20 protein-coding genes are annotated in these 24,294 nt (G+C 54.3%); 10 read left to right on the top strand and 10 right to left on the bottom strand.

Annotated features, from left to right (window positions below; genetic code table 11):
• Positions 1–3 precede the first annotated feature (3 nt).
• The 3 genes from RYC18_RS21925 to RYC18_RS21915 all read right to left on the bottom strand — a co-directional run bounded on the left by RYC18_RS21925 (position 4) and on the right by RYC18_RS21915 (position 1,892).
• A complete protein-coding gene (locus tag RYC18_RS21925) occupies positions 4–411 on the bottom strand; it encodes a DUF6957 family protein (RefSeq protein ID WP_235664280.1) in 408 nt (135 codons plus the stop codon).
• 78 nt (positions 412–489) lie between these two features.
• Positions 490–816, bottom strand: coding sequence for a hypothetical protein (locus RYC18_RS21920; RefSeq protein ID WP_183144324.1), 327 nt, complete (start codon positions 814–816; stop codon positions 490–492).
• A 344-nt stretch (positions 817–1,160) separates the two neighbouring features.
• A complete protein-coding gene (locus RYC18_RS21915; RefSeq protein ID WP_122385213.1) occupies positions 1,161–1,892 on the bottom strand; it encodes a metallophosphoesterase in 732 nt (243 codons plus the stop codon).
• A 284-nt stretch (positions 1,893–2,176) separates the two neighbouring features.
• Here RYC18_RS21915 and RYC18_RS21910 point away from each other — a divergent pair, with 284 nt between their 5' ends.
• The gene (locus RYC18_RS21910) at positions 2,177–2,632 is read left to right on the top strand and encodes a helix-turn-helix domain-containing protein (RefSeq protein ID WP_122385212.1); all 456 of its coding nucleotides are present in this window, start codon (positions 2,177–2,179) and stop codon (positions 2,630–2,632) included.
• Between the two features lie 222 nt (positions 2,633–2,854).
• Here RYC18_RS21910 and RYC18_RS21905 read toward each other — a convergent pair whose 3' ends face one another.
• On the bottom strand, positions 2,855–3,367 hold the full coding sequence (locus tag RYC18_RS21905) for a hypothetical protein (protein ID WP_122385211.1): 513 nt from the start codon (positions 3,365–3,367) through the stop codon (positions 2,855–2,857).
• Positions 3,368–3,593: 226 nt separating this feature from the next.
• Here RYC18_RS21905 and RYC18_RS21900 point away from each other — a divergent pair, with 226 nt between their 5' ends.
• Complete coding sequence (locus RYC18_RS21900) at positions 3,594–4,046, top strand: helix-turn-helix domain-containing protein (protein WP_122385210.1); 453 nt, start codon at positions 3,594–3,596, stop codon at positions 4,044–4,046.
• Positions 4,047–4,397: 351 nt separating this feature from the next.
• Here RYC18_RS21900 and RYC18_RS21895 read toward each other — a convergent pair whose 3' ends face one another.
• The gene (locus RYC18_RS21895; RefSeq protein ID WP_236535034.1) at positions 4,398–5,393 is read right to left on the bottom strand and encodes a toll/interleukin-1 receptor domain-containing protein; all 996 of its coding nucleotides are present in this window, start codon (positions 5,391–5,393) and stop codon (positions 4,398–4,400) included.
• Between the two features lie 247 nt (positions 5,394–5,640).
• Here RYC18_RS21895 and RYC18_RS21890 point away from each other — a divergent pair, with 247 nt between their 5' ends.
• The 3 genes from RYC18_RS21890 (at position 5,641) to RYC18_RS21880 (ending at position 8,958) form a co-directional block, all read left to right on the top strand.
• Positions 5,641–7,194: a TIGR04141 family sporadically distributed protein gene (locus tag RYC18_RS21890; protein WP_122385209.1), complete on the top strand. Its 1,554-nt coding sequence runs from the start codon at positions 5,641–5,643 to the stop codon at positions 7,192–7,194.
• 191 nt (positions 7,195–7,385) lie between these two features.
• Entirely contained in the window at positions 7,386–7,808 is a 423-nt protein-coding gene (locus tag RYC18_RS21885; RefSeq protein WP_122554290.1) for a hypothetical protein, read from the top strand.
• A 292-nt stretch (positions 7,809–8,100) separates the two neighbouring features.
• Positions 8,101–8,958, top strand: a complete 858-nt coding sequence (locus tag RYC18_RS21880) for a DUF6216 family protein (protein ID WP_122385207.1) — start codon at positions 8,101–8,103, stop codon at positions 8,956–8,958.
• Positions 8,959–9,374: 416 nt separating this feature from the next.
• On the opposite strand, the gene RYC18_RS21875 is transcribed toward RYC18_RS21880, so the two are convergent.
• The 3 genes from RYC18_RS21875 to RYC18_RS21865 all read right to left on the bottom strand — a co-directional run bounded on the left by RYC18_RS21875 (position 9,375) and on the right by RYC18_RS21865 (position 13,592).
• A complete protein-coding gene (locus RYC18_RS21875; RefSeq protein ID WP_240875744.1) occupies positions 9,375–11,801 on the bottom strand; it encodes an AAA family ATPase in 2,427 nt (808 codons plus the stop codon).
• Positions 11,802–12,285: 484 nt separating this feature from the next.
• Positions 12,286–12,759 (bottom strand): hypothetical protein, encoded by a 474-nt coding sequence (locus RYC18_RS21870; RefSeq protein WP_240875745.1) that lies wholly within the window; start codon positions 12,757–12,759, stop codon positions 12,286–12,288.
• 389 nt (positions 12,760–13,148) lie between these two features.
• A complete protein-coding gene (locus RYC18_RS21865) occupies positions 13,149–13,592 on the bottom strand; it encodes a hypothetical protein (RefSeq protein WP_122385167.1) in 444 nt (147 codons plus the stop codon).
• Positions 13,593–13,870: 278 nt separating this feature from the next.
• Here RYC18_RS21865 and RYC18_RS21860 point away from each other — a divergent pair, with 278 nt between their 5' ends.
• The 4 genes from RYC18_RS21860 (at position 13,871) to RYC18_RS21845 (ending at position 19,571) form a co-directional block, all read left to right on the top strand.
• A complete protein-coding gene (locus tag RYC18_RS21860) occupies positions 13,871–14,116 on the top strand; it encodes an ATP-binding protein (protein ID WP_316886831.1) in 246 nt (81 codons plus the stop codon).
• A gap of 417 nt (positions 14,117–14,533) precedes the next feature.
• Positions 14,534–14,929 carry a hypothetical protein gene (locus tag RYC18_RS21855; protein WP_122385168.1) on the top strand — a complete coding sequence of 132 codons (396 nt, stop codon included), beginning with the start codon at positions 14,534–14,536 and terminating at the stop codon, positions 14,927–14,929.
• A gap of 404 nt (positions 14,930–15,333) precedes the next feature.
• Positions 15,334–15,945, top strand: coding sequence for a response regulator transcription factor (locus tag RYC18_RS21850; RefSeq protein ID WP_268812142.1), 612 nt, complete (start codon positions 15,334–15,336; stop codon positions 15,943–15,945).
• Between the two features lie 56 nt (positions 15,946–16,001).
• Complete coding sequence (locus RYC18_RS21845) at positions 16,002–19,571, top strand: transporter substrate-binding domain-containing protein (RefSeq protein WP_057404365.1); 3,570 nt, start codon at positions 16,002–16,004, stop codon at positions 19,569–19,571.
• A gap of 82 nt (positions 19,572–19,653) precedes the next feature.
• Here RYC18_RS21845 and RYC18_RS21840 read toward each other — a convergent pair whose 3' ends face one another.
• On the bottom strand, positions 19,654–19,998 hold the full coding sequence (locus RYC18_RS21840; RefSeq protein ID WP_005732557.1) for a YggL family protein: 345 nt from the start codon (positions 19,996–19,998) through the stop codon (positions 19,654–19,656).
• Positions 19,999–20,328: 330 nt separating this feature from the next.
• Between RYC18_RS21840 and dacB the strand changes: the two genes are divergently transcribed.
• On the top strand, positions 20,329–21,795 hold the full coding sequence (dacB, locus tag RYC18_RS21835; protein WP_005746064.1) for a D-alanyl-D-alanine carboxypeptidase/D-alanyl-D-alanine-endopeptidase: 1,467 nt from the start codon (positions 20,329–20,331) through the stop codon (positions 21,793–21,795).
• 52 nt (positions 21,796–21,847) lie between these two features.
• Here the strand turns inward: dacB and RYC18_RS21830 are convergent, their stop codons facing one another.
• The gene (locus tag RYC18_RS21830; protein ID WP_316886830.1) at positions 21,848–24,238 is read right to left on the bottom strand and encodes a diguanylate cyclase; all 2,391 of its coding nucleotides are present in this window, start codon (positions 24,236–24,238) and stop codon (positions 21,848–21,850) included.
• Between the last annotated feature and the right edge of the window lie 56 nt (positions 24,239–24,294).

Here is a 24,294-nt window from a genome sequence, read left to right as displayed (position 1 = left end):
GCTTCAAAACAATCGCACAACAGCTGACAAAGACATGCACGTCCGGCGCCCATTCCCGAGCAAGACATAAAGCTTGTTTTCAGTTTGGAAAAACATGTCGTCAGTAAAACTGATCATCGGCGTCGTACGAAACCAATGCGATTTCGTCGTCGTCGAACTGTCGTACAGCGTGTCGAAAACCAGCAGCATGGTGGGCTTCTTCCCTTCAGCAGCCAGCTCTTCTAAAACGAGATCAGCTGCGTCAAAGTCAAGCACAACCCACTCCCCCACGATGCAGAAGCTCCGGCCCGGAAACTGCTCTTGGGTAATCTTAATCGCGTCATTAAGCTCGATTCGGCCTCCTGCAATGATCGCGCTTGGGCCGATCATCTGCCCTATATCAAAGTCCTGCATAGTCGATCCTTCTTTCATTCATTCTTTTCCTCACACGCTCTAGGCTCTTCAGCGGGGAGCTCATTACGTGGTCAACCCTCACCGCCACGGGCGTATTCAGTGCACCATGCTGTTAACCAGTAAGCTCGGAGGCAGAAGTCTGCCATCTACAAAACAGAGATCGCTTTCGTCCTGAATCAGCAGGTAACAACTGCCGGACAAAGTAATCGCAATCGTCCAGCCCTGTTCCTCCGTAGTCCCAATGATTCGAGACGTCCGAATCAGTCGTCCATCTTGGAATCTGCCACTCAGATCCATGTACACCCGGCCAATTAGGCAGGGGTGGTCAACCTGCGGCTTCCACAGAAAAGCAGCGACAGGTGCTTCGAATTTGATCGCCGCCGCAGCAAGAACTTTCGCCGGCCAATCAACTACCGTGGCCATGCGCTAGCCCCCTGGCTCCCTGCTCAGTCACCAAAACGTAGTGGTCACCGCCATCGACGGTTTGAAGCAATCTAAAGCTTCCGCGGGCACCGACTTGACGTACCGAGCGAGTTGCTACCGTCATGCCGTCTAACAATGCTCCCGACTGGTCACAATAAACTGTTGCCGCGAAACGGTTACCGATGCGGGCGCCGTCCACCAGATAGGCGTCCACCAAGACACCCCAGTCATGGCCCATCGCCTGGACAACCTCCTGTGGCAGCTCGGTCGGGTTCGACGATTCGGCTCGTAAGGGTGCGCCGCGGGCAGCCTCGGTTACGTTTGATTTCAAATGCAGGCGCTCCTTAAATTTCTATTTCAAGAAAGGGACTGAACCCCGTTGACTCACCGGGATATCCGCGCGGATTAGAGACAACTCGGCAGCCTGCTAGCTCGATATCGACAGCTTCATGCGTGTGTCCAAACACCCAGAGATCTACTCGCTCTATGAGGTGAGGCCAGTCGTTTGTGTACGCCGCAGTAAGATGCCCCTCATGCGTAGATCCGCTCACAGCTGGTGATGGCGCATGGTGGGTGACGACGATCGTCTTGCCGTTAAAGGGCCTGTCGAGCTCTTCGGTTAGCCAGTGTTTAGCCCGATGGTTTCGGGCGATTAGGTCGTCCGAGCGGAGGCGCCGATAATTTTCGATGCGAATGTATTCAAAGTCGTTCATAGATGCCCTGGCCATGCTGGAGGCCGCCACCTGGTCACCGCTGGATGAAAAGTCTGTCCATCCAGTCGTACCTAAGATCCTGACGTTGCCATGCACCAGGATTTCATTTTCGAGCACGTGCACATGGCCGGCCGCTGCATCTTTCATCTTTTCTAGCGTCCGATCGATGTGCCCATCGTAGAACTCATGATTGCCACAGACGTACACGACTGGGCAGGCGAACGTGTCATTAGCCCAGTTCACTCCCCTCGCCTTCTTGTCGATGTCCCCTGCCAAGACCACAAGGTCAACGCTAGGATCTAGCCACGGCAGATTGCAACTGGCGAATTCGAGGTGCAGGTCTGAGTAAATCCTCAGTTTCATCAGCATTTCCAATGTTGGTTAATAATTCAGCAAATCCGCTAGACCATCGGCACGAACTGTTGATGTGCCCCTACCAGAAAACGTGCTTAAATTCGATTTACTAGGTTATTGATTTTTTGGCCATTCCGTCTCAGCCACCCTCTTCGCGCCCTATCCATACCGGGTACGGCATTGGGGCAGCCCCGAGTAGAAGCAGCATATGAAAATGCCCGAATAATTAAATATATAGATTTGAATGAGCATTAGCAAACGCGGCATATCATTTCGTTTGCACGAGAACACCCATGATGTCGTTACACCAGGCGTTTGCAGCAGCGATGATGTTCGTTAGAGCACACCACAAGCTCCTGCAGCAGGAAGTATCCACTGACCTCAGTCAGGCCCGAATCAGTCAGTTGGAATCCGGCAAAAACAGCGCAACGTTGGAGACGACGCGGCAGGTCGCCCAGGCAATGCGCATGACTACAACGTCGTTCGTGGCGACGGTTCTAGCGGTGCACGACAAGACCTCGCCCCGTGAGGTTCTTAACGAAGCCCTTAGAGAGCTGGAGTCTCTTGGGCTGCTGGACGTGGACATTTCACAATACTCCCCCAAGTCAGCTCATCCGGTTTCACAGAAGTCCGCAAACACGCGTGCGGAGGTGCAGAAACTTAAAGCAGCAGGGCACAGGCATATAGATGTTGTAAGAATGCTCGGCCTCGGGAAATCGACGGTGACGCGACACTGGCGGGAGGAGTGAAATGCGGGTAGGTATTAGACGCAAATTTCGAATTCGCGGAGGAGCCTTGATGTTGGGGCACGGGGCATACCAAGGCAGCCCGCTTGAGGGTCAATCGAGAATGAAGGGCGTTTCAGCGCCCTTCCTAATCCAACCGGGCAAAGCCGGATAGGCTCCTCCAGTTCCGCCACGGCAAAATCGTATGCATTGTTGGGCACTGCCCAGTGAATGTGCCGACCAGCCCTACCGCGCCCAGCCCTCGCCCGCCTGAACACCATGAAGCGACAGGTCTTGCAGCAGTCGTTTGCGACTCAAACTTGCCGGAATTTTGAAGATGTTCCTGTAGGCAAAATACAAGCCCATGGGTATGACAACCAGCCCTATCCCGAAGGTGGCTACACCGGCAATAAACCCAGCTGGAATCGCTAAAACACCGTACACAATACCTGCCACGAACCCCGATCTTGCAAGGTCGCGAACTTCCTCAAGATCGTATTCGACCGTCCCGGGTTTGGTTTCAAAAGCAACCACCACGACTGCGGATTTACCGATGTGTTTGATAAACCACGTTCTTGGCACATCCTGGGTCATCGCCCCTTTGCGTTCTAGGTATCTCGGAACGATCAGGTCTTTGTAATAAAAAATTCTGCCAGCCCCATCCAAGAGCCTGACTTTTTTGTAGAGAGTCGCAGCAGCTTGAGATGCGTGAGCATCATAATTCTTGATCGTTACGGTGATTTTCTTCAGATCCGACATTTGGCCTTCCTTTGTGCCTGTGTGCTGTGAGTTTCCATGGGTGGTTTCGTCGCTTCAGCCTTGAGATCCGGTATGAGGTCTCGCCAGACGTTTTGGGTCGAAGGCCTGGCGTCACCAAGGACACAACAAAGCACGCAAATGATGGCTATATGCCCGATCAGGTAAATATATAGATTTGTTTGGTCTTAGGCAAACGCGGCATACCGTCAGCTTTTGAGACGGCAGAATGTCTATACATGAAAATTTTGCTGCAGCGCTGCGGTGGATACGCGTCACGAAGGGGCTTAGCCAGAAAGATGTGAGCGGTGCCGTGGCTGCGTCCCATATCAGTCAGCTTGAAGCTGGCAAAACGAGCCCGACCGTTAAAGTCGCTGGAGATTTGGCTTTGGCGCTCGGCTTGTCACCTTCTGCACTATTGGCTGCAGCTGCTGCCTCTGATTTGAGCGCCACGCCCCGAGCCGTCTTGATGCAGGCCATTGAAGACTTAGAGCGTCTTGGGTTGATCGATACGGTTCCGCCGGCATCAGCCCAAGACACCGATAGCCCTCACCCGACTAGCGCTCGGGCTGCACTTACACGCTCGCAAGTCCAAGAACTGAAAGCTCGGGGGTTGAGCCAGGTGGAAGTCGCGAGGGATCTTGGGATTCCGAGGTCTACGGTGCAGCGGCACTGGCGCTAAAGTCGTGCTCAGCCCACGAGCAAGCCAGTCCACCGTTCATAGCTTAGTTAAGTGCATATCTGAGCTGTGCTTAGCGGCAAGGCTTGAGGCGTGAATCAGAAAGAGGCGTCTGCGGCATTGCGGATATCACCTCCTGCATTCCGCCAAGCTTGGAACAGCCCTGGGTCTAAAACATCTGCCTAAGGCTGTCGATCGAGATTCAATCGTGAGCCTGGTGGTTGAACCGTTACAGATAGCGCTTGGCAAAAGGACTCGGGTATAAGCCATGCGGCGGCCTTGCGGGCCGGTAGCAGAGCTGCCGACTTATTGCTGCGCCATTTGCGCAAGGCCCGCATCACCACCAAAGGTTGGCTAACGCTGCAGCCGTTCCAAGAGCCGCTCCCAGAACATCTCCGCAGCCCCTTCCTGGCTCAACTTACTTGTGCGCCCAGTGAACCCTGAGCTCATCAATGTTTTGAAAAAGACTGCCTGGTCATCAGCATCCACCGAGAGAATCTCGTTGTAGCTATTTCCCGTCAGTTGGCCCGAGTATGTAATGCTGTTTCGGTCATAGTTTTCGCCAATAGCGATTGCGCACTCTACAATGGTCTTTCCGTCACGGTAGATGGACGCGGTGAACCGCACGTCACTGACCTTCCGCAACGTCCCCTGGATGCCCGGGTTACGTGCTTGGAGTTCCGCTAGAGAATTCTCAAAAAAACGCTGGATGTAATCGAAGCTCGCATGCGCGAACTGGTCTTTATCGAAATCAGTAAAGCTCTTGCGAAGCCTCAGATTGCTAGAGCGCGGCGCCGAGATCGCTGGGCCGGCGGAAGCAACAAACTGCGGCTGCGCTGCTGATCCCGGTCTATCTAGCGGGCTAGATTTCTCTGATCCACTCTGGAGAAGCGCGCGTATACCCCGAACAACGTCAGCGTAGGCCTCGTCAGGGTTAGTCCAGCTCGTTATCGGCTTAGCGTCCGTGGGTATGGCCAGTAGTCCACCCAAGGGGCTATGGCTCCAATCGCAGGCTCTCAAAATTATCGGCACGACTTTGCACTCACCGCTAGCTTGGCGCTCAAGCGCCCGCTTCATTTCGATGGAGTAACAATAATGAGAGCTCAGAAAGCTCGCGCTCACCAGTAGTAAGATTACTTCCGCCGTGTTGATCTGGGCGTCTATCGAAGCGCTGAGATCCTCGCCAGGAAGAATCCGCCGATCATGCCAGGACTCCAAATAGCCCTCATGCTTGAGGGAAGCCAAGTGCTTTTCCAGCTGGTCTCGGAGCAGCTCGTCCTCATGGCTGTACGAAAAAAAGACCCGTGCCATACCCGCCCCTTTAGTGAAGTTATTATTGGACAGTAGCATGTCCCTTCGGCTGTAGGGAGATGGAGCTGCCGCACCCAACGACCGCCATCAGCAATGTGCGGATCCATGCGTTCGGCTCGCCCCTTAAAGACAAAGCTGGTCGCTCGCGCTTGAGGTCACGGAAAGAAGAAAAACTCGTTTATCACCATACCTTCCCAGTTTGCTCAGCTAATCTCCAGGCCAGTCGGCTGGATGCCCAAATGGCCAGTATCGATTTTGTTTAAGTGCGATCCGTTAGGGAGGACTTATGAAGATCACTATCAACGTTTTTTTGCTAAAAGCAGGACGAACAGTTCTTGATGCCCTGTCAGATGACGTCACCTTGCAACCCATCTCCTTTTCTTTGAATGGGATAGACTGTCTTTTCTACCATGAAACGAATCCATCACATCCTAAATGGACTCAGCTGTTCAATAACATTGAGGAAGTGGCGCAACTGGATTTAAGGGGGAGGTCATTAAAAGCCCTATTAGTGATGGCGGTTGAAGGCCGGATATTCTGCTTCACATTTGGCCATGCCCGGCACCTGATTGATGGGCTTGGGATTGAGCGCTACTTCGGCCTACGAACAGCGCTGAGCCTCACTGATCCTCTGCTTATCAAGTCGCTTGAAAAATCCAATATTGACCGGACTCCTTTGCGTTCCAAGGCACAATCTTCCAAGCATCTGTCCATTTCAGAGTTCGAGTTCAAGTTCGACTCAGAGATTCTGAAATCCCTTACAGGGATCGTCCAAAACGATCAAGACGATGGCGACTACGTCAGCGGCTCTGACTCTCTGGCTCTTCACTCGGATGTCACTTTGGAGGAACTCCCAGAGATCGCTGCTCGCCTATTGAACGCGTACGGGGACGAAACATGCAAAGAGAGATACCCGTGGATGGATTTCATCGTCCCTGTGCGAGACGCAACCCTTGTGGGGCAGCTCGATGATCAGCTTGTAACTGCTGTGAACGCAAATGACTTCGAACGAGTGAGGGCAGCTCCGCCCATAATGCTGCCTGATGACGTAAGCGGCTTCGGATACCGCAAGCACAATCCTCGGTCGATGAATGGCCCAGCAATCACCTTTGACCTAGATCTCCAGCAAGCCTTACAGGCCAAGCAAATGTTAGGTCAGATCACGCTCCAATCACTGAACTCCGAACGCATCTACTTGTACGGTGCGGACGAGCAAAAAATTGCGGCATGGCCAATGTATAGCTGTCTTGAGGCGGAGATTGAGTTGGACAATAAGATCTACCTCCTCAGCGAGGGGGATTGGTATCAGATTGACCGAGACTACACCGAGGGAGTAAACCGATACTTCGCGTCGGCCATTCCGTCCGACTTGCAATTTCCGGTATATGGAACCGACCATGAGGGCCCGTACCTGCGTCGGATCGCTGACAACATTAATTTTTTTCTGCTGGATCAAAAATTAGTTCGGTTGAGCGGCGCTTCTAGTCCATTTGAGTTCTGTGACCTGCTCACTCCAGACAACCACATCATCCATGTCAAAAAATATTCGTCTTCCAGCGTTCTGAGTCATCTTTTCTCCCAAGCGTACGTTTCTGCTGAGGCGCTCATCAATGACCCCGACGTGACAGTGCAGGTCAATGCACATCTCGCCCTGCATGGGGAGTTTCAGTTTGCGTTCAACTCTGCGGCCCAACCAAGAAATAAGATCGTATTTGCCATCATGCAAACAAACCGGGACTTGCACATGCCTTTCTTCTCGAAGGTGAATTTCAGGCAGTTCGCGCAGCGCCTGACGGCTATGGGGTACCAAGTCGAGGTATGTCGGATCGGCAGTCAGTAGGTAAACGTCGATGAAAACTGACGCAAACGGCGGCTCTCCACGAGCCTATCCGCGCTATCAGGGCCGTCAAGCGGCCATAGCAGCTCGCAAATTGGATAGCGTCACCCGAGCTGCTACGCAAGGAGGATCGCCATTACAGAGCGTCACACTGGAGCTAGACTGGGGTTTTTGACTTCAAACAGGACGCTGGAATGAGCGAGTCACCCTACATTACCCACCGTGAAATTTTGCTCTATGGCAAGTACGGCACCGCCTACTTGCTCCAAGAGTTCATCTTGTACCAGTACGATGCTTCCAGGTACTCGTTCGAAATCGATGAGCACCGGGGGGGATTCGACAGCAGACACCTTCAGATGTACCAGGATATGAAGCAGTGGTTTTGGGAAAACGGTCGGTCGTCTGATGGTTTTATGGAGCTCGCTGAGACCATCCAAGCTAGGTGGATTCGTCAGGCTGAAACCAACCGTGATGAGCTTGTTCAGCTCCGGCAGATGCGTCCCGAAGACTACCCGAATGAGGCGGGAACCACCCAGCTGGAATCGTACCGTACGGATTTGGAGAACCACGAGATGTTCCACCGCCGTTATGTAGCCAAGGGCTACATCGACGAGTGAGTGCAATCCCGCGGTGACATAGCGTTCACGCCAACATGGCGCTAAGCCGTCGTTGCCTCAACAACGGCGCGCACCGCCCGATACCGTAGCCCGTCAGACGCCCAGGAATAGGGATTAGGGGCGCAGGAGCTGGCTGCCAAATTCAGGGAGCTCTCGTTCCAACCCACCACCATCTTTAAGTGGAAAAATAGGCCTTCGAAAGATATCTGCCGTAAGGTCATATACCAAGCTGACCTTGTGCCGCCTCGCTCGTGCTGACAGGATGCGATTCCTCCAAGGATGGCATTGCACGATGACAGATCAAACTTTCACCTCCGTCATGCACATACTCGATCTTCTATACAAGCTGTGGCCCATCGCATGCGGGCTGCTGGTCATAGGGGCTGTGTTTTGGCGTACCCGTTCGTTCTTCTTCCTGTTTCACCAAATTCTGAAATGGCTGGGACTCGAAGGAAAATACACGAACACAGACGATCAAAAGGTGGCTGACGAATACTTGGATTTGAACAAATTCAATCTGAAGACTGGCTTTCGCCTTAAGTCGGTCAAGGCCAAGACGCAGCTACATGGATGGCTGAATGAAAATGATCTGGAATTCGCGGAGGTACGCCACGCGGGTTGGTATTTCAAAGCCAACAAACTGATCTTCGAAATACCGAGCAGAATGCAGATATGGGTCTCTCGGGTACTGTTTCTTGCGCTGGGGTGCGTATTCGTGGCCACGGGCTCGATCCTCCAGAACCCAGACCAGGCCCTGCTTAAAGTCACAGCGACGGGCACTTGGTTTTGGGTGGGGAAAAACGAAGCTACCAGTTTACGATTCGACCTCCCCGGTACCCTCCGGGGCGATGCGTGGAAAATACAGCAGCATGACTGCCGCTACGGTGATGACTCCATTCCGCTAGATAGCAGCTGGGACAAAGATGTCATCTGTCGCCTGGTGCTGGGTTTCAACGACAGCTACATAGCTGATGCGATTGAAACGCAGAAAACATCAGGTTTAGCACTAGTCTTCATGGGGTCGCTGACCTTTGTCTTGGTGGCCATTTTTACGTTCTGGCAACTTACAGCGGTCAAGCTTCAGAGACGGATAACCGGAGAAGACTTGTCTACGCCCGCTAGCCAAGCGTACGACTCGTGGGAGCCTTGAATGGTTTGACATTATCTATCCTGAGTTCCAAGTTAGCGGGGTAACTGAGCAGGCTTTGACAACGTGACACAACTTGCTTCAATCCGGCGAGCGAGGCGCAGAAAAATTCTTGGCGTGGTAGTTAGTAAGCTCCGATGCCTGAATTCCTCTCCGGAAATTTGGTGCTCTTCCATATCCACTGACGGCAGCAAAGCGATACACCCATTACCCATGCGGATAGTCGCCCTCCCAGTCCATCGGCAAGCGGAGCTCGCAAGCGTGAGAATCGAGACGGGTGGCCGATACGGCATTGGTAACGCGATGCGCTTTGCACTCCATACCTGAGGTACTCCTTCAAGTGGCGAAGCCAGCCTTGAGGCTTTCACTGCGCGTACGGGGGACATACCCACGTTCAGATCCCGTGCCCCCTGATTCCCTCAAGGACTTTCAGAGTCAACCCCAGGGTGAACAATCTCAGCCGGAGGAGCTGCAGGTACCGGTACCAACGCTGCTACGACGGGGTCAGAATGCATAGCAGATAAACCAGGAACCACTATTGGCTGCTCTGCCGCATCGACGACGCTACCTATAAGGTTTTGGTCTTCGTCCACATCTGCTCGCAGCTCACCCAGAGGCTCATCCGGATCTAAATCGACATAATCAACGCCCATCATCATCCGATAGTGGGCCGTGTGTTCGGTCACCTTGAAGATTCTGAAGAAAATCTTTTGATAGCTAGCCGCCATGGCATCCCCGATGGCAACATACAGCTCGTCAGGAGAGTAGTGCGAGCCATCATTGACCCAACTGATCAACGACTGGCACTGCACCTTTTCAAGCCCCTCAAACTTCCCGACCAAATGGTACGTGTCCACACCCCCAAGAATTTTGAAGTAGTTTTCCAAAATCCTACGCATGGTGTTTTGCAAGGTAAGGGCAGGTACTGGGAATTTCTTCAGCTCGGCCCATAGCAATTGATAGGAGGTTCTGATGGGATTGCTTGTATGAAATTCGATGGTCGAGTAATCAGCTGGCTTGCGAACGATCCAGAAGGTTTCGTCACTAAGAGACACCTCGGCTTTCCGCCGCTGGTCGTAGGTGATCTCTTTATGAAAATGAACGTTATGCGTAAGCACGAAGATTTGCTTTAGATGGCTATCCTTTTTCCTGACCTCTGCGAACAATTCTTTGATCAGGCTACTTACGATGAAAAGCACGTCACTATCGAGACTGGAGACCGGGTCGTCGATAACCACGATGCGATCACTGGTAATACCGGAGGTGGTGATACTGCCACGGAGCAGGTGATAGAAATATAGAAAGGTAACGAAGCTCTTCTCGCCCTCACTCAGCGTTTGCTTGGCGTCCTTACCGTCACTACGGATAAGCCTGTATGAATTACCCACACACGCGGGGTCAAGCGAGAAGCTACGAAATCCAAAGTTTTTGAGTATCTTATTGATAGCAATGACAGTAGGCTTAACGCTGGTCAACTCCGTTTCAATCTGGTCAATATCGATCTGAGTGGCAGCAACATTCTGCCTTGCCTTCTCTCGGCTTCCCGAAACACCCTCAATGGCACTCTTCAGCTTAGTTTTCTCAACGGAATAGTCGGCTAGGGTATTTTTTAGTTCGGTCTCAACAAGATACTTCCACACCTCACCTGAGAGTTTACTTTGTTCAGCCGTGAAACTTGCCACAAGGCGGTTGTGCTCGGTGACTTTGAGATTGGCAGCGCCGATGATGCGCGCAAAACCATTCTGAATATCATCCATTCCCTCGAACTCGATCACGGCACTCGGGCTAGATACCTTTTTCTCCACTCGATCCTTATTGACAAGCACTAGAGCATCAAGCGTCTGGATCTCAAGGCCGATCTTCACTTTATCCAGATGATCGCAGTCTATAGATAACAAAGCACGCGCCTGAGCCGAGACCTCATCTGCGACCAAGAGATAGTTATTGCGGAGGTTTAAAACTGCTTTCGAGTCAGCTTCAAATGTCTCATCAAAGTACTCAGCAAGATCCTGCTCAAATTTTTGGGGAATGCCTTGCTGGCAAAAAGGGCACTGATCGTCTGTATGTTCAAGAAACCGCATGCCCTGCCGTATCCAGTCGCTATTACCTAGCCGTTGGATTATCTCTGACACACTAACATCTTCCTTGCCGATCACCTTCTTGGCCAGAATAGGGCTTGATTCAAAGGCTATCAGCCGCGTCAAATCCAAATCTGGAACAATTGACATTTTAGCTGGCTGCTCACCATACAAAATCAGCGCTCGCTCTTGAAGACCAGCCAGGTCGACCAGGGATGAGGCATTGTTCGCGTACTCCAGTAAAGCTTTAGCCTTGAAAGCTTCTTTGTTATTCCTTAAACCGGTGAACGCACCCTTAAAGTGTTCATCGTGTTTAATTTTTTGCTCCCAGCACCGGGTAACCAATTTTGCTTCCAAAGAGGCAAGCTCGCCATTCTTTCCACGCTTGCCATCCTCGCCTTCAAGCATGATCGTAGACTTCGTTACGAGCTGCTCGTGTCGCTTTTGTAAATCCTTGAGATCTCTAAGATGATCAAGCTGGGCCTGCTCGGCTTTGCCGAGCGTAAAAACACCTTGAAGTTCTTTGGAGTCCGTGAAGTTAGAAGTTATAAAGTCATTATTATAGACCATGGCTGGTATCTGATTATTTCTTAGCCAGGTAATGCTGGAGTTTGCGGAGATACCAGGTTTTTCGATGAGGCGACTGATTGTAGTTTTTCCCGCCCCGTTGGCCCCGTAGAAGAAATTTATCGGTTTGAGATTGACGATGTTTTCGGGCTTGGTGGGGCTATAGGTGGCGATGCTGGAGAGGCTAATCGACTCGATCATGGTGGGGCATCCGTGCAGGCTGCCGTGATTGGCCGGCCTATGATGACTAGATTAAGGGGGCAATGCGTAAGAGATAGGCATTGCCGAGGACGAACCGCATGATGCCGATTCGCCGAGTCAGCGTAGACGCTTTGGCAATTTATGCAAAAAAGGATTCGTGAGGGCGGATGTACGCAGCGGGAACGGAGGCCCGCTAGGAGATTGCGATGCTCTAGAACGGGCATGCAGGAAGTTTTGGAGCGAGACGGAAATGTAAACCATAGCTACTGTAAAAAAGGCCACGGTTTACACTTTTCGAGAGAAATGGACTTTCGGGGGGGCTGAAGACGGCCTTAAGCTCGGTGATTACGGAGCTTTGGGGAGAAAAGGCGTTTGTTTACACTCCTCCACCGCAGGTGGGGGAAGACAAGATTGCGAACGAGGCTGAAGCCTCGATTGGAGATTTGAAAACCTTTATCCTTGTTCAGATGCGCCTCTAGCGTGCTCAGCGGCTCATCTGCATAAGGTGATGGAGCCGCTCGCGTATCAGATCGGCCAGGCCGTTAAGCTTGCGATAAAAGTTATCAGCATCGATTAAGAACCCTAGGCGATCACTGATGCCGTCCCTCTCGTAGGCCACTGCCTGATATTCAGCAGTTTCTGTTAGCCCCATAGTAATCAAGCTTTGACAGGCAGTGGTCAACTGACGGTGGCGCTCGATCTCGGCTGCGTAGCGAACGAAATAACGGTTGTTGAACACCCGGTGACGCCTCAGCATCACACAGTAAGCAGTGCTGCCAGCAATGAAGACCTGCATCATGCTGACGTGAATACCCAGACCATTCAGGTACTCGGAAATCTGCGGGGTTTGTGTGCAAGCAACGGCATACAGGGCCGGGCAAGCCGCAACGGCGACGAGCGCCTGATTGGTGGAAGGGATGGCAAAGGCGCGGTTTAACATTCGACGCAGACGATTCACAGCAACTCCTGATTAGCAAATTGCCCCAGCAGAGCGCTGGGGCGTGCCTAATCAGCATCAAAAATCAGCGAATCGCGCGCAACCGAACCCACCACACTTAGTGTTGGGCTAGCTGACGCAACACCATCCCCTCCTGTCACATTCAATACTTCAGAAAGCCAACGATCAGATTGGCCAAGCCAATCCCTATTTTCAACAGGTCAAGAAGGCGATCCGCCCATGACTTGCCGACACACGCGTGTTGGGACACTGTTGCTGGCTGTTCCGCGGACACAGGAGCCTTATTCATTCCTCTGCGCCCAAGGCGGGTGGCACGAGCACGATATTTTTTACTGGACACGAGCAAATGCTCCCATTCGAAGAAAGGAAAGAAACTTTTTTCGAAGGGATTAGCGAAGACGGTGTTTGTAGTTGCTGAGCTCGGGGCCGTCTAGGAAGACAGGAACGCGAAAGATGGCTCGCAGGAAACGGGCCAGGAGAGCTATGAGTTTGGCTAGCACTTCACGATGAATGTTAAGAGCAGCAGTCCAAAACTTCTTCTGTTGCACTAAAGCCGGGGAACCAAAAATGCCTATCTGGCAAACATGGTCAAGAGCATCTAGGACACGACGGATCTTCGCCATCGCTTCAGACAGGTTGCGGAACGGGCTACCTGGTTCGGTAGTAGCGCACGCCATTCCAATGGCGTCGTCGACGGCTTTTAAAGCCTCCGCGCGCCTTTCCCGCTGTAGCTTTGCAAACTCAACTTTGAGCTCTGCTGTGACAGGATCCAAAGTCCGTTCGCAGTCAGTCGCTGGATCGTATCGATTTACCGTTAATGTATGATCATCCATAGGGATTCTCGTGAGTTGGTACGGCTCCACGATAGCCACGCGGCCGAGGATAGACAACCCTTTTGTTGGAAAAGCGAGGCAGCCCGAGCGTTCCGTCAAAAGATCGCTTCGTCTAGCTGAGCTGGAGTTGCGATCGCCCTGCGGATGAAAATCTCTAGCTGGGCAACACATGAGAGCGCGAGTTAGGCTGGAGAAGGAGTGATGTATCATCATTCCCTACCAACGCCCCTGCCGGGTGCTGCAAGCTGAGCGCTCCGCGTGCTCCAAGGAAGGAAACCATGTTCGATCATCCGCCGCTCCTCAGTTCTCTATTTGAGGAAGATTACCTACTCCGCGAACTAGGACAAGTCGCCCACGTGCCTCAGGTAGCACTGACGGAGCTAGTAGCTAACGCTTGGGATGCCGGAGCCTCGAAAGTCGAAGTTATTCTCCCATCAGAAATCGGTGGCACCCTGACTGTGACCGACGATGGTCATGGCATGACGCCTGAACTCTTCGTCAAGCGTTGGATGACCCTACGCTAGTCGTGGAGTCGAATATGATCAGTGGCGACGAACCCAAGTGCTCTGAATTGCAACTGGCATCCGTCGAGGACTTTGAAAAGACTAAGATCGGCAGCTTGATGAAGTGCATGGATACGCTGGAATTCTATGGAATTCAGCTGGAGCGCTTTGTTCGAGTGCTCAACTCAAGTCCTCGACACATTTCTGCTCCGGCCTACCGTGGGGGCATCCAATTCAGCTATGCCCCGCCCAGGCAACCAAGCTTAAGGCGCCACGCCCCTCATCCTGCGCGCTGGTCAACGTCAAATTACTTATAATATTAGCGATATGACTAGCTGCATAACTCTAATTAAAGAAATGTCAATGGCGTAAGGCCTTGCATCAGTTATTGCTCCTCGGCAAGATGAATGTATAGGTATAATAATCGGAGCGAAATCTATGACAACCCTTCGTATAACGATCGCCGTCAATGCGCGCGACGAATCTGACTTTATGATCCGAAGCCATATCAAGAAACAGGAGTCAATGTGGGCGTCCGACTTCCAACTGATAGGCTTGGCATACCGGGAGTTCGACGCTGTTGCAAAACGAATTACAGAGAATCCATACGCTGCAAAGGCGTGCTTTGTCAGAGCCCTGATCGGCTGCGGGGTGAGTCTAGTAGACGCTGAAACTCTTCTGGCTGCAAAGGGATGGGAGCGCCGGATGAGGCTAACTTGGGAGCTGTTGAATGAGCGTCAGCGGACTGAGGCCCGGAGCCTTGACTATACCAGTTATGAAAACTACTGGCCGAACCTTGTCTTTATGGATGCAAACTACCCTTCCCTCATCTAAACCTAATTCCATTAACGATTCAGAATGAAGTGTCTATATGCTCGACTGGAAAAGCAGGCTCTGAGGCGGGATTGTTAAATCACTTAAATCGCAGGCAGACCCAAGCGTTAAGTTTAGGTTAAGGTCTTATTTGAAGTCGGCAGGTAACGGCTTCATCCTCCGCCATCCCGCGATGGCCATAAGCTGTGGTGTGTCAGATAGATTCAGCCTAGAGCACTCCCAATCAAAAACACCGTTTAAGCTTTTCCAGCAAGAGCAGGAGCAGGAGCAGGAGCAGGAGCAGGAGCAGGAGCACCAAAGCCTTGTGGGCTTTGAGCTAAAAGCCAAGCAGATCAAGGGCTCAAGAGCAGTCAAAGCCTTGTGGGCTTTGACACCAAGCATACGTCTGTCCACAAAAAGTTTTTATCATCGACGACCATCCGGTTATCCGGATGGCAGTCAGAATGCTTCTGGAAAACGAAAATTACGAAGTGGTGGGCGAAACCGATAACGGCGTCGACGCGATGCAAATGGTTCGCGAATGCATGCCTGACCTGATCATTCTCGACATCAGCATTCCCAAGCTCGACGGCCTTGAGGTACTGGCGCGCTTCAATACGATGGGGCTGCCCTCCAAGATACTGGTGCTGACATCGCAAACCCCCAACCTGTTTGCCATTCGTTGCATGCAATCGGGCGCTTCCGGTTATGTATGCAAGCAGGAAGACCTGAGCGAACTGCTCAGTTCGGTGAAAGCGGTATTATCCGGCTACAATTACTTTCCCAGTCAGGCATTGGCGTGTGCCGTTCGCGAAGACGGGCAGACGAACGAGCTGGAATTGTTCAAGTTGGTCAATGATCGCGAATTGATGGTGTTGCAATTGTTTGCTCAAGGCCGCTCCAACAAGGAAATAGCCAAGGGCATGTTTCTCAGTAACAAGACCGTCAGCACTTACAAAACGCGACTTATGCAAAAGCTGAAAACCAGAACCTTGGTAGAACTTATCGAGATGGCAAAACGCAACGCGCTAGTGTGAGAAACCGGATGCCCACACGCTTTAGACAATTATTAATACTGGCCACAGGCCTGTGCATGGGCTGGAGTGCTCAGGCCAGCCTTTATGCGGCCGAACATTACACACTGCTTGGTCGCTCGAGCCCGGCACACATGGACGTGAAGCTGGACAGCAACCAATGGCAATGGGTGCGCGGTCAACGTGAACTGACTCTCGGCATCTCGAACCCTGATTACCCGCCCTTCGATATCACAATGTCAGGCAACGACTATGAAGGCATCACTGCCGATTACGCGGGCATCATTTCGGATGCGCTGGACCTGCCGGTCAGGGTGCAGCGCTTCGAAACCCGCGATGCAGCGATCAAGGCACTGATCACAGGCCAGGTCGACCTGCTGGGCACTGCCAACGGCTTTGAAGCAGTTGATCGCAACATCAGACTGTCACAGCCCTACTCGGTGGATCAGCCCGTGCTGGTCACCCGGGTCGGAGACACGCGCCCCCTCAACGATGGCCTGAAAGGCATGCGGCTGAGCATGGTCTATCACTATTTGCCACCCGCAGAGGTCGAGGCGACGTACCCGGGTGCAACACTGAAGACCTACCCCTCGTTTCAGAACGCCATCAACGCCGTAGCCTTCAACCAGGCCGATGTCTTTCTGGGCGATACGATTTCCACCCAGTACATCATCAACAAGGGCTATCTGAACAATGTGCAAATGTCGAATTTCGGCAAGCACGAGCCCAATGGCTTCAGCTTCGCCGTCAGCAATGAAAACACACAATTGCTGGGTGTCATCAACCAGACACTGAAAGCGATTCCAGTCGATGAGCGCATCAACATTTCCAGGCGCTGGAGCACCGGCAGCGACCTGATGCTCACCGACCAGAAGCTGCAACTGACGCAACGCGAGGAACGCTGGATCGCTCAGCACCCGACCGTGCGCGTGGTGGTCAACGAAGCGTACGCACCGCTGACCTTCTTTGACGCCAAGGGCAACTTTCGCGGCATCACCGCCGACCTGCTTGAACTGGTCCGCCTGCGCACCGGCCTCAGGTTCGACGTCAAGCGCTCGCCCAGCCTGACCGATATGCTGAACCAGGTCAGCGAGGGCCAGGCGGACCTGATCGGCGCACTGGTGTCCAGCGATGAACGAGAAGACCACCTGAGCTTCAGCCGGCCGTATATCGACAACTCATTTGTACTGGTCACCCGCAAGGACCAGGGTTCGCCCAGCTATCTGGAACAGATGGACGGCAAACGCCTGGCAATAACCCAAGGCAGCCCGATGCTGGACTGGCTGCGACGCAAATACCCCAGAGTCGTACCGCTGGAAATCGACAACCCGTTCCAGGCGCTGGACATGTTGTCACTGGGCAGAACGGAAGGCGCGGTCATTTCGCTGCTCAGCGCAGACTACTTTCTGTCTTCAGGCATCTTCGAGGAACGCCTGCAGATGACCGCCACCATCGGCGAGGACCCGGCGCTGATTTCCATGGCTACCTCACGCAATGCCACCGAGCTGAGTTCGATTCTCGACAAGGCGCTGGCAAGCATCGCGCCGCAGGATCTGGCGGCGATCAACAATCGATGGCGCGCCTATGCCCCTTCAAGCGCCAGCTGGCATGACTACGAACGCCTTATCTATCAGATTCTGATCAGTGCAGGCCTGTTGCTGCTGGGCCTGCTGGCCTGGAATGCCTGGATGCGGCGGCAGATACGTCAGCGTGAAGCGGCAGAGCGGGCGCTGGGCGACCAGTTCGAATTCATGCGCGCACTGGTTGAAGGCACGCCCCATCCGATCTACGTGCGGGATCGCGAAGGCATGCTGCGCATGTGCAATGACAGCTACCTGAGGGTCTTCTCAGCGCAACGTGAAGACATCATCGGCAAGAGCGCTACCGAAGGAGTGCTGGGCAATGCCTTCGAAGCGCGGGAATACGCTGCCGACTATCAACGGGTCATGGCCAGTAACACTGCATTGATCCTCGACCGGCCCCTGCGCATTGGCGACCGGCAGATGACCATCTACCACTGGATCCTCCCCTTTCGCGACTCTCTGGGCGAGGTGCAGGGCATCATTGGCGGCTGGATCGATATCAGCGAGCGTCGCCAGCTTATTGAAGACTTGCAGGCCGCCAAGGAACAGGCTGACGCTGCCAGCCGTGCCAAGAGCACCTTTCTTGCCACCATGAGCCATGAAATCCGTACGCCCATGAATGCAGTTATCGGAATGCTGGAGCTGGCGCTCAAACGTGCCGATCATGGCGAACTGGACCGCTCAGCCATCGAAGTCGCCTACAGCTCGGCCAACGACTTACTGGACCTGATCGGTGACATTCTCGACATTGCGCGCATTGAATCCGGCCGGCTGTCACTGAATCCAGAGCGGGCGAACCTGCGTCGACTGGTAGAGTCGGTACTGCGGGTATTCGACGGTCTGGCTCGCCAGAAGGACCTCGACCTGGTGCTGGAACTGGACAGCCGGATCAACGCCGATGTGCTGATCGACCCTCTGCGCTTCAAACAGATACTGTCCAACCTCGTAAGCAACGCCATCAAGTTCACCCCTATGGGACGGATCAAGATCGTGCTGCAGGCAGCCGAGAGCCCGGACCCGCAACTGCTGCACTTGCACATTACCGTTCAGGACAGCGGTATAGGCATCAGCGCCGAAGACCAGCAGCGTTTGTTCGAGCCCTTTGCCCAGGCCGATAACACCGGGCAGATGGCGCGCACCGGTGCCGGGCTGGGCCTGGTGATTTGCCGCAGCCTTTGCATGATGATGGGCGGCAACCTCTCGCTTGATAGCGTACCAGGCCAAGGCACCCGGATCAGTATGAACCTGGTGCTTACCACGCTTGAACCACTCACAGGCCAGCCCGTTACTACGCCACCGCTAGCCGTCGCTCACCAGACGCTACGGATCCTGATCGTCGACGACCATCCTGCCAACCGGCTGCTGCTCTGCCAGCAACTCGGTTTTCTAGGTCACCACTGCGAAATGGCCGAAAACGGCGCGCAGGGGCTTGAGCACTGGAAGACCGATACCTTTGATCTGGTGGTTGTCGACTGCAACATGCCGGTCATGAACGGCTATGACATGACCACTGCAATCCGCGCAATTGAAGACGCAGACGGCCAGCCACGCTGTCCGGTCTGGGGCTTCACGGCCAATGCGCAGCCTGACGAGATCGAGCGCTGCCGCGCAGCAGGCATGGACGACTGCCTCTTCAAACCCATCAGCCTTTCGATGCTCAGCGAACGGCTGACAGCCGTTTCGCCGCTGTCGCGCACACCTCTGCCGTTCAGCCTCGACAGCATCAGCAACCTGACCGGTAACCGTCCGGAAATGGTTGAACGCCTGCTTGCGCAGCTGCTGCAAAGCAATCACGAGGACCGGCTGTTGCTGGCCAGACTGATACCGGAGAACAATCGCAGGAAAACCCGCGACCTGGCCCACAGGATCAAAGGTGCCGCACGGATCATCAGCGCTTCAAGGGTGGTCGATGCCTGCGATGCACTTGAGCAGGCCTGCGAAGCGGACACGCCGGATGAACAGTTCCATACCTGTCAGCAGGTTGTCGAACTGGCGATGATCGAGCTTGAGGACGCGCTGATTCTGCAGCAGGCGAAACCTGACTGAAGACGTTTCAAAGACGATGTAGCGAAGGGGAACAAGCGGGGGAAAAGCAAGAGAGGCAGGCGCTGGCCTGCCTCCCGTTACATCAGGCGGCCGGGTTGATTTCTTTTTCCGGGTACCAGACGTCGATCAGCGGGCTGACAGTGACTTCTGTCAGTTCACTGCGGCCTTTGAGCCAGGCTTCGACAGCAACACGCTGTTCTTCGCTGACCGAGCCACGCTTGCTCAGGCAAACCAGACCGAAGTCGTCGCCGCCCACATAACCAAGACCGTTGGCTTCCATTGCTTCTTTCAGAAAAGCGTCAAGGAAAGCATCGATTGCCTTGTCATCCAGCTCTTGCTTGAAGTCCAGGTTCAGTTCAAAACCCAATTCCTGGAACTCGTCCACACACAGTTTTTTGCGCAGACGGCGGGAGCGGTTAGTGGCCATGGGACAATCCTCATCAATAAATATCGGGCGGCACTTTACCAGCTTGACGATTTAAAAGCCCGACAATTGCGGTCTGTCATGGATATCCGGTCTTGCGACAGTGATGCAGGCCCAATCGATAAAAAATAACGTTTACCGGCCTGCCCCCCATCACAAGCCTGCCCTGCTTGGGGCATAATGCGGGTCGTTTCATGCGTGGCACTGTATGTTACAAAAAAAGCCCGCTACGCATTCACTACTATAGTTATCAACATCGCAGCGAAATAGTTACCGAGGGAATTCATCCATGCCCTCTTTTTTATGTCCCCCCTTGCAGTAGGGTTTTATTCAATGATCAAGTCGCTACGTCCATTGTTGCTCGCGTCAATTCTTTTGCCACTGGCTCTGCCCTCCTACGCTGCCGTCATCAACACCACGCTGCCCCCCAAGGTTCAACAGGCTCTGAAAGCCAGCAAACTCGGCGATGACGCGCTTTCGCTGGTGATGTTGCCGCTCAACGGGCCGGGCACGCCGACCGTGTTCAATGCCGACGTATCGGTCAACCCGGCCTCAACCATGAAGCTGATCACCACCTACGCCGCGCTGGAAATGCTCGGCCCTACCCACCAGTGGAAAACCGAATTCTTCACCGATGGCACCCTGAGCAACGGCGTGCTGCGCGGCAACCTGTACCTCAAAGGCGGCGGCGATCCAAAGCTGAATATGGAAAAACTCTGGCTGCTGATGCGTGACCTGCGCGCCAATGGTGTGCAACAGGTGACCGGTGACCTGGTATTGGACCGCAGCCATTTTGTGCAGCCGCAATTGCCCGAATTCAATGATGACGGCAACGATGATAACAAGCCGTTTCTGGTCAAGCCTGATGCGCTGATGGTCAATCTCAAGGCATTGCGCTTCGTGACCCGAAACGATGACGGCAGAATTCTGGTCTCGATCGAGCCGCCGATTGCGACCATTCGCATCGACAACCAGGTGAAGGCGAGCGCATCAAAGCAATGCACCGGGGATGTGCGCTACAACCCGGTCACCCAGCCTGACGGCAGCGTCAATGTGACGGTGACTGGCCAGTTGGGCAACGGCTGTAATTCGCAGACCTACCTTTCGCTGCTTGACCATCCGACCTATGCGGCAGGCGCAGTACGGGCCATCTGGCAGGAACTGGGCGGCACTATCCAGGGCAAGGACCGCGTTGGCGTTTTGCCCGGTAACGCCAAGCTGCTGGCCAAGGCTTTTTCGCCGGATCTGGTGGAAGTCATTCGTGACATCAATAAATTCAGCAACAACACCATGGCCCAGCAACTGTTTCTGAGCCTGGGTGAAGAGTTCCGCAATGAAGCTGACGGTGACGACGGCAAGGCTGCCCAGCGCGTCATCCGCCAGTGGCTGGCGAAAAAAGGCATCACCGCGCCGCATCTGGTCATGGAGAACGGCTCCGGCCTGTCGCGTGCGGAACGTGTCAGTGCCCGTGAGATGGCCATTATTCTGCAGGCTGCGTGGCGCAGCCCGTATGCTGCCGAATTCATGAGTTCGATGCCGTTGGCAGGCATGGACGGCACCATGCGTAAACGTCTGAAGCGCACCCCGTTGCTGGGTGAAGCGCACATCAAGACAGGCACGCTGAACACGGTTCGCGCTATTGCCGGCTTCAGCCGCGACAGCAACGGCAACACCTGGGCGGTCGTGGCGATCCTCAACGACCCGCGTCCGTTTGGCGCATCCTCGATACTGGACGAGGTACTGGTCGATCTGTATCGACAGCCGAAACTGACCAACACCACGGTCTCGATCCAGCAATAACCACCCGCCGCTTGTAACCAGCAGACCCGCTTTCGAAGCGGGTCTGTGTGCGTCAGATCTGCTCAGGCTCGACCCGATCGCGACCGGCCTGTTTGGCGGCATAGACACCCGAGTCAGCGCGCAACAACATTGTGTCGATCCCCTCACCGGCTCTCCAGCTGGCGATGCCGAAGCTGGCCGTCACAACCTGATCGACGCCTTCGATAACCTGGTTACGCAGGCCCTCGCGCAGGCTCAAAGCCAGTTGATACGCCTGCGAGCCCCGTGTGCCCGGGCAGATCACCATGAACTCTTCACCCCCAAGGCGGCAGAACACATCATCGCTACGCAGGCGCTGGCTGATCTTTTCCGAAATCGCCTTGAGCACCTGATCGCCTGCGGCATGCCCGAAACGATCATTGATGCGCTTGAAATGATCGATATCGAGCATGATGATCGACAGGTTACCGCCGTGCCGGTCGATCCTTTTCAGCTCGGCCTGCATGCGGTCCTGGAAATAGCGCCGGTTGTAGGCACCCGTCAGTACGTCGGTGACCGACAGCGCGCGCAACTCCTGTTCGACACGCTTGAGGTCGGTGATGTCGGACACAAAACCGTGCCATAGCACGCTGCCATCTACCAACCGTTCTGGCGTGGAAGCAGCGCGGAGCCAGCGCTGGCCCTTGCGTGGCAGGTCGACACGGTACTCCTCGCTCCAGGGTGTCAGATGCTTCGCGCTGGCCAGAATAGAGCTTCTGACGCGCGTCAGATCCGGTGGCTGGATACGTCGCAGAACGGCCTCGGAATCGCCCAGCAACTGCGCTTCATCGACTTCAAACAGCTCGCACATGCCAGCGCTGGCGTATCTGAAGCGCGCACTGCCGTCGATAGCCAGGTGATACTGATAAATGCCGCCAGGCACCTGCGAGCCAAGTTTTTTCAACAATTGCCCTTGTTCGGCAAGCGCCTCGTTGACGCGCTTGTGCTCCGTGACGTCGATGCACACCGCCAGATACCCGGTCCAGAGCCCCTGATCGTCGCGCACGGCGGTAACCAGCATGTTCACCACCAGGGTGCTGCCGTCACTGCGCTGCAGGGTCCACTCCTGCGAAGGGTGATGACCGTCTTGCACGGCGTCGAGAAACATCAGCCGGGAAGCGCTGATCGGGTGCCCGCGGTCCTTGCTCAATACACTCGCGCGGGCCTCCAGCTCGGCCGGCTGATAAAGGTCCATGAGGCGCAGCCTGCCCAGTACCTCTTCCTGAGAATAACCCAGCATTTTCTGCGCACCGACGTTGAACGTCTTGATCAGCCCATCCAGGTCGGTTGCAATGATCGCCACTTCGGTCGCGGCGTCCAGCACACTGCGCAATTGCCCGTGCGCCGCCCGTAACTGCTGCCCGCGCTGGCGCAACTCACGGGTACGCTGCGCCACACGCTGCAGCGCTCGCTGACGCTGGCTGATCAGGCTGTAGAGCAACGCGCTGAGCATCAGGCTCAAAAGCCCGCCAAGCCAAAGCACCCGGCCCGGCATCATGGTCTGATTGCTCTGGCTGAAGATTTCCGTAGGGCGAACCTCGACCAGATAATCCCTGTCACCGAGGCTCAGCAGGCTGCTGGCATACAAATGATTGCGTACTGCTACGACCGGCGACTGGTAAACCTGCTCAGGCTTTGCCGGCGAACTGAGGTCAAGCATGGTGACCGCAAGATTGTCCTGCTCCGCTGTGCCGATGCTCATCAATTGCGTCAGGCTGATCACTGCAGTGACATAGCCTCTCAATTCGGAAGGCGACTGGCCGATGGAGAACACCGGCGCCACCAGCAAAATTCCGTACGTGTCTGACGGGTCAAGGGCCAACAGGCTGATACGAGGCGTTGCAACAATGCGCTTGAGCAAACGCGCACGCTCAAGAGCGACATGACGTACCGGCTCCGAGGCTATATCAAACCCCGACGGCGTCGGAACTTTGCTGAGTGTCTGGATGAATCGAACCGGAAAATACTCGTTGCGTACAGTGGCGGTTTTCAACGCACCGTTTTCATCCATTTCTCTTATGAAATATTCGGCTGAGCTCTCCTCGCGCGCCTGCTGTTCAAAAGCGGCCCGCTCCGCCAGCGTTACTTTCGGGTTCCAGGCGTAGGCCTGGGTTCCAATCAGCAATGGCGCGACAAAGCCGTCGAATTCCGATTGCTCGACCTGATGGGAAAAGATAAAGACGCGACACAGGGTGTCCAGACGAGTGACCTGCCGGTCCAGACGCTCCTGAAGACGACTGAAGCGCTCCGCAGCAAGCATGTCGAAACGCTGGCGCAATTGACGCTGGTACAGCTCATTGTCGGCCAGCGCCAACATGATGGTAAGTGCCGCTCCGACCATCAATGCCAAAACGGCTATTGGCCACGCTGAGAGCTGGCCGTTGATGAAACTCAGAACTCTGAGCCTGAACCGTTTCGCTGTCATACACAGAAACTCATGACGCCAACATGCTGAAGCGTCAAGCTGGCTATGACTTCTGT

This window comes from Pseudomonas syringae group sp. 247E2 (assembly GCF_032587795.1).
Lineage (GTDB): Bacteria > Pseudomonadota > Gammaproteobacteria > Pseudomonadales > Pseudomonadaceae > Aquipseudomonas > Aquipseudomonas amygdali.
This window is presented reverse-complemented; position numbering and strand designations above follow the sequence as displayed.

What these genes read in the sequence shown, in the direction of transcription:
- RYC18_RS21900 (WP_122385210.1), top strand. Translation starts at nt 3,594, where the DNA reads ATGTCTATACATGAAAATTTTGCTGCAGCGCTGCGGTGGATACGCGTC.
- RYC18_RS21910 (WP_122385212.1), top strand. Translation starts at nt 2,177, where the DNA reads ATGATGTCGTTACACCAGGCGTTTGCAGCAGCGATGATGTTCGTTAGA.
- RYC18_RS21890 (WP_122385209.1), top strand. Translation starts at nt 5,641, where the DNA reads ATGAAGATCACTATCAACGTTTTTTTGCTAAAAGCAGGACGAACAGTT.
- RYC18_RS21875 (WP_240875744.1), bottom strand. Translation starts at nt 11,801, where the DNA reads ATGATCGAGTCGATTAGCCTCTCCAGCATCGCCACCTATAGCCCCACC.
- RYC18_RS21880 (WP_122385207.1), top strand. Translation starts at nt 8,101, where the DNA reads ATGACAGATCAAACTTTCACCTCCGTCATGCACATACTCGATCTTCTA.
- RYC18_RS21845 (WP_057404365.1), top strand. Translation starts at nt 16,002, where the DNA reads ATGGGCTGGAGTGCTCAGGCCAGCCTTTATGCGGCCGAACATTACACA.
- RYC18_RS21840 (WP_005732557.1), bottom strand. Translation starts at nt 19,998, where the DNA reads ATGGCCACTAACCGCTCCCGCCGTCTGCGCAAAAAACTGTGTGTGGAC.
- RYC18_RS21885 (WP_122554290.1), top strand. Translation starts at nt 7,386, where the DNA reads ATGAGCGAGTCACCCTACATTACCCACCGTGAAATTTTGCTCTATGGC.
- RYC18_RS21860 (WP_316886831.1), top strand. Translation starts at nt 13,871, where the DNA reads ATGTTCGATCATCCGCCGCTCCTCAGTTCTCTATTTGAGGAAGATTAC.
- RYC18_RS21865 (WP_122385167.1), bottom strand. Translation starts at nt 13,592, where the DNA reads ATGGATGATCATACATTAACGGTAAATCGATACGATCCAGCGACTGAC.
- RYC18_RS21915 (WP_122385213.1), bottom strand. Translation starts at nt 1,892, where the DNA reads ATGAAACTGAGGATTTACTCAGACCTGCACCTCGAATTCGCCAGTTGC.
- RYC18_RS21830 (WP_316886830.1), bottom strand. Translation starts at nt 24,238, where the DNA reads ATGACAGCGAAACGGTTCAGGCTCAGAGTTCTGAGTTTCATCAACGGC.
- RYC18_RS21920 (WP_183144324.1), bottom strand. Translation starts at nt 816, where the DNA reads ATGGCCACGGTAGTTGATTGGCCGGCGAAAGTTCTTGCTGCGGCGGCG.
- RYC18_RS21895 (WP_236535034.1), bottom strand. Translation starts at nt 5,393, where the DNA reads ATGCTACTGTCCAATAATAACTTCACTAAAGGGGCGGGTATGGCACGG.
- RYC18_RS21905 (WP_122385211.1), bottom strand. Translation starts at nt 3,367, where the DNA reads ATGTCGGATCTGAAGAAAATCACCGTAACGATCAAGAATTATGATGCT.
- RYC18_RS21925 (WP_235664280.1), bottom strand. Translation starts at nt 411, where the DNA reads ATGAAAGAAGGATCGACTATGCAGGACTTTGATATAGGGCAGATGATC.
- RYC18_RS21855 (WP_122385168.1), top strand. Translation starts at nt 14,534, where the DNA reads ATGACAACCCTTCGTATAACGATCGCCGTCAATGCGCGCGACGAATCT.
- dacB (WP_005746064.1), top strand. Translation starts at nt 20,329, where the DNA reads ATGATCAAGTCGCTACGTCCATTGTTGCTCGCGTCAATTCTTTTGCCA.